A 4,484-nucleotide genomic window follows, 5' to 3' on the forward strand; every position below is an offset into this window, starting at 1 on the left:
GGATCATGGTCCGGGTCCCACTGCAATCGCACCTCATGCAATTGAAGCGCTTGCTGCCAATCTGCTTCATTCTTATAATAATCTTTACTGAATGAAGATATAACAGCATCCTGCAGTATTGTGTCGAAGTTTTCTTTTGAGAGGGTGATGGCCAGAATATTTTCTTGCCCTTCCTTCATGGCCCAACCGCTCCGATACATCATCCACAGAAAATTAGGTTTGATCCACGACATTCTGTTATAGCTAAAATCTCCTCCAAATTGCTGGTGCTTTACAGCATAGGCAGCAATCGAATCTCTGTAAGCCTGGTATACGGTAATTGTATTCTCTGATTGATGCGCCAGTATATGTCTCCCATCTTTCGGTAAACGGTTTATACTTTCCTGATAACGTTCTGTTTTCATAATTCTATTTGTGTATTATATACGCAAATATAGATACAAGGTTGATCCAACAAAGAACAATTTGTGTATTTTTTACAATAATTAAGCTGAGTGCCTGATCATCAGAAGAAAATATCAAAGTTGTAGCCCTTCTCTTTCAGCTCGAAATACTTTTTCTTATTGAACTGAAACAGCCGTGCGGGCCTGCCGGATTTCTTTTGTACGGTTTCATCGAGTTCTTCCAGGAAGCCGTAGCCTATAATCTTCTTCTTGAAATTTCTGCGGTCTATCTCCTGGTCGAGCAGTATCTGGTATAAATTTTCAAGATCCGAGAATGGAAATTTCTTGTCGAGCAGTTCAAAGCCAATGGGCTCGTAGGCTAGTTTACCACGAAGGCGTTTGATGGCGCTGTCCAGAATAGTTTTATGATCGAACGCCAGCCTGGGAAGTTTCTTGATGCTGAACCAGGCTACATCTTCGGCATCGGTCTGTGCTGCTAACTGATAATCGGCCGGGCGTACCAAACCAAAATACGCAATGGATATAACCCGGTTGCGCGGATCACGATCGGGTTTACCGAAGGAGTATAACTGCTCCAGGTAATTTACATCTATACCGGCTTCTTCCTGCAGCTCCCGTCTTACGGCTTCTTCGAGCGACTCATCATCTTTTACGAGTCCACCGGGAAGAGCCCAGAATTTCTGAAAGGGTTCGAATTTTCGTTTGATCAGCAGAATGGAAATACCTTGCTCCTGGTCGTAACCAAAAACAACGGCATCAACTGATACTTTGATGGATTGCTTCATGTTGCATAAAGTGAAGCAATTTTATGAATTGAAACAAGTGATCTGCTAATCGACCGACCAGTCTGCAAGCAGCTTGCCATGCTGTAATCGCTTCTGCCCCTGGCGGGTGAGCTTCAACAGAAAAAGGCGTTTTCTATAGGGAGGTGTAACCGTGCGTATATAACTGCGGGCTTCAAGATCCAGTTTTACCTGCAACACATACCAGGTGATGTCGCTATCAATAGAATCAGTAAAATCTTCGAGTGCTTTTTCGAGTAATATATTCAGCGTTATCGGCTCTTCTGTATCCAGAGCAGACAATATATAGGCAGACAATGTTTTGTAGTACGACTCCGTCATTGTTATACCCTTTCGCCCATCCGGACGAAGAGTCACCATCTCACTTTTCATACGCAAAATCAATCAGGTAAATGTATAGCGTTACAACGTACAATAGATATGTTTGACACATCTTTTCATTAAAAAAACGATACCGGTGATCGACTTTTCGACTAATACGGAAAAAGTATCGATTAAATTGAAATCTCTGTTTATCACGCTATCGATTGTTGGTATGAAGCGGGTGTTAACTTTACCGCTGCAACAGTAACATATATAGTCTTCGCCATGCATTACTACCAGCTTGAAAGCAAAGAGATGGATACAAAATTTCTGAATGAAGAGCGTGTGTCGTGTCGCGTAACACTGCGTGCTGCCGAGCAACTTCTGGTCGATCAGGTTATCATTGTTATGCTCTCGAATGGCGCCAAGTATAAAGGCAAGATCACACGCATCGATCTTATACCGATGGGCAATTATACTATTGGAGAAATGGAAGTGGTGCGAGTAGCACGATGAAGAGTATATATCGTATAGAAAATATACCGCAAAATTAGAAGATCACTTCTCACTACGAATAACTGCCAACATACAACGAACAACAATTTCGAGAGTATGAAAGCCGTTTGAATAATGAATATCGAACAAGGAGCAAGGAATACCGAAGTATAAATGCGGAGAGACGGAAAGTCCGAAAGACCGGAAGTCAGGAAGCGCCACCACTAGAGAATATCGAAATTGAATATCGAACAAGGAACACAGATCAACGAACGCTGAAGTATATTGCACACCAGCTTTGCAGCTTTTTACTTTCAGCTTTAAACTTCTGTGCTATTCTGTGAATTCTGTGGGAGATTTTTTTGCATTTTATCTGCGGGAAACCAATATCGAACAAGGAATATCGATCAACGAATGTTGAAGTGAAATACAAACTTGCTTTTCGCTTGCTACTTTCAGCTTTAAGCTATAAACCTATTTCACTACGATCTATACCGGTATCATCGGCACTGGAGCGAAGTATAGAAAGCATTTCGTTATAAGCAAGCAGCTTTGCCTCGATGTACGTGAGCTCTTCCGGATCGGCAAAGTTTCTCCGTTCCTTCAGGTCCCGAATGTTAGCGTGCAGGGTAATGAGTACGTCTTGAATAAAAGCAACGTACGGGTTGTTCATGTGAGTTTATTTGGCGCGCACCAGAAATGTGATCTTCCCTTTCGACAAGGTTGGCACATTGGTACCTGTTTTGGTAAACGTGAGTCGCTCAACGGTCTGCCTACAGGCCTTGGCTGCTTCGGCACTAAGACTATTTTCCAGTATGGTGATCTTCTCCAATTCTCCATCGGAGTTTACTACAATCTCAAATACAATTTTACCGGATTCGTTGTTGGGCACTTGTGGCTTCGGCACTTCGTCCCAATCCCAGCCCGCCAATGCCAGACTTGAGCCTGTTCCATTACCACCTCCGCCACCGGGCTGGCCATAGAGTGCTTTCGCATCCAGCTTTCCTTCAGGGCTTCCCTTGTCTCCTACTTTACCTTTGTCGTCACCATGATTGCCGGGTTGACCGGCTTTACCTTCTGATGTTTTATTCGATGACTCGGTATTCTGAGCATTCGGATTATATACTGCCTTCGGCTCTTCCTTCTTGGGAGTTTCCTCTTTCTTTACCTCTTTCGGTTTCTCAACAACTTTTTCTTTGGGAGGCTCTACAGTTTTTACTTCCTCTTTTTTTACTTCTTCTTTCTTGATCTCGGTCTTCTTCTCTTCTTTCTTTTCAATGACCGGGGCATCTTCCTCATCAGTCGTCAACATCTTCTCCTCTGCCGGAGGTGTAGTTTGCTGAGGGGGTGGTGTTGAAGTTTGAGGCTCACTTTTCTCTGGCTCTTCTTCCTGTGTACCACCGGAACCTACAGGCGTTTCCGGTTGCACATCACCACTTCCCTGATCATCGAGACCAAAATTTAGTTCAACACCAAATTCACCGGGCGGAGGATTCATCGGTCGCCACGCAACAATGAAGAACATAAGCAGCAATGCTACTGCGTGTATCCCCACGGTTGTAAGAAAGGCTACCAGTTCATTTTTCTTTTCCTGCCGGTCAGTCATACGTATCTTGGTTGATCTAGTATTTTACTACCCAAATTTCGTTCCCATAATCTCCGCCTTTCATGCCATCGGCAGTAGCCTGGGCATCCGCATAGGTATCTTTATAGTCAATAGCCAGCCTGCTGAATTTAGTTTTGCCGAATGGCGGAATAATATAGCAGGTCACACCGCTGTTGCTGAGCTTCTTGGCATGATCAGCGATCAGGTCGTCATCTATAGCACTGGCTACAACAATATAATAACGTCCGGTGCGATCACTTAGTGTCTCAATTGTACCGGCAGCGGGCTTGAGATTTGCCAATGAGTCGGCACGTCTTCTTTCATCTTCTTCGCGCTTGAGAGCCGCCAGGCGTTCAGCATCACTCTTGCGTCTTTCTTCAGCTTCACGCCTTAATTTTTCTTCCTGCGCAAATCTCGCTTTCTCCTGTTCGGGGCGATAGAATCCGAAATACCATACTGCTGCACCTACAACGGCCAGCAGGAACAATACAAGCAATACCTTCGGCAGAACAGATGGTCTCTCCTCTTCCTCGGTATAGGACGGTGGATTATAGTTTGATTCTTCTTCCATGATTTCTTCTTCTTCAACTACTTCTTCGTTACTCGGTGCAGATGCAGGCTCTTGTTCGGTAGATGTAGTATCGGCTCGTTCGCTCTCAGCAGCGGCTTGAGGTTCTTCCTCGCGCTTTAAGGGTTCATATTCAACTTCGGGAAGACCAAAGCTGTCATCCGATTCATTATTGAAATTATCCTGTGCTTCTTCGTCTTGCTTTTTTCTTCTGGCCATGAGCGCTGGTTATTAGATTAGGGTTTTAAGAAAAAGGTCATTATACAAAAATAAGCTAAATTTTGACCTATACAAAGAATATAGCC

General features: G+C 44.0%; 7 protein-coding genes. 1 reads left to right on the forward strand and 6 read right to left on the reverse strand.

The features are described 5' to 3' along the window. From VIN08_RS27985 to VIN08_RS27995, 3 genes are all read right to left on the reverse strand, one after another. A partial coding sequence (locus tag VIN08_RS27985; RefSeq protein ID WP_331972956.1) for a DUF4291 family protein occupies positions 1–404 on the reverse strand: 404 nt, incomplete at its 3' end. A gap of 101 nt (positions 405–505) precedes the next feature. After that, on the reverse strand, positions 506–1,189 hold the full coding sequence (locus VIN08_RS27990) for an NUDIX hydrolase (RefSeq protein WP_331972958.1): 684 nt from the start codon (positions 1,187–1,189) through the stop codon (positions 506–508). 45 nt (positions 1,190–1,234) lie between these two features. Then, positions 1,235–1,579 carry a DUF6958 family protein gene (locus tag VIN08_RS27995; protein WP_331972960.1) on the reverse strand — a complete coding sequence of 115 codons (345 nt, stop codon included), beginning with the start codon at positions 1,577–1,579 and terminating at the stop codon, positions 1,235–1,237. A gap of 246 nt (positions 1,580–1,825) precedes the next feature. Here VIN08_RS27995 and VIN08_RS28000 point away from each other — a divergent pair, with 246 nt between their 5' ends. Beyond that, the gene (locus VIN08_RS28000) at positions 1,826–2,026 is read left to right on the forward strand and encodes a hypothetical protein (RefSeq protein ID WP_331972962.1); all 201 of its coding nucleotides are present in this window, start codon (positions 1,826–1,828) and stop codon (positions 2,024–2,026) included. Between the two features lie 445 nt (positions 2,027–2,471). On the opposite strand, the gene VIN08_RS28005 is transcribed toward VIN08_RS28000, so the two are convergent. The 3 genes from VIN08_RS28005 to VIN08_RS28015 are packed head-to-tail and all read right to left on the reverse strand — an operon-like array spanning position 2,472 to position 4,398. Continuing rightward, the gene (locus VIN08_RS28005) at positions 2,472–2,678 is read right to left on the reverse strand and encodes a hypothetical protein (RefSeq protein ID WP_331972964.1); all 207 of its coding nucleotides are present in this window, start codon (positions 2,676–2,678) and stop codon (positions 2,472–2,474) included. A 6-nt stretch (positions 2,679–2,684) separates the two neighbouring features. Further along, positions 2,685–3,611, reverse strand: a complete 927-nt coding sequence (locus tag VIN08_RS28010; RefSeq protein ID WP_331972966.1) for a hypothetical protein — start codon at positions 3,609–3,611, stop codon at positions 2,685–2,687. Between the two features lie 16 nt (positions 3,612–3,627). Next, positions 3,628–4,398, reverse strand: a complete 771-nt coding sequence (locus VIN08_RS28015) for a hypothetical protein (RefSeq protein WP_331972968.1) — start codon at positions 4,396–4,398, stop codon at positions 3,628–3,630. Positions 4,399–4,484: the final 86 nt, after the last annotated feature.

Origin of the sequence: Ohtaekwangia sp. (assembly GCF_036568665.1) — a bacterium.
Lineage (GTDB): Bacteria > Bacteroidota > Bacteroidia > Cytophagales > Cyclobacteriaceae > Ohtaekwangia.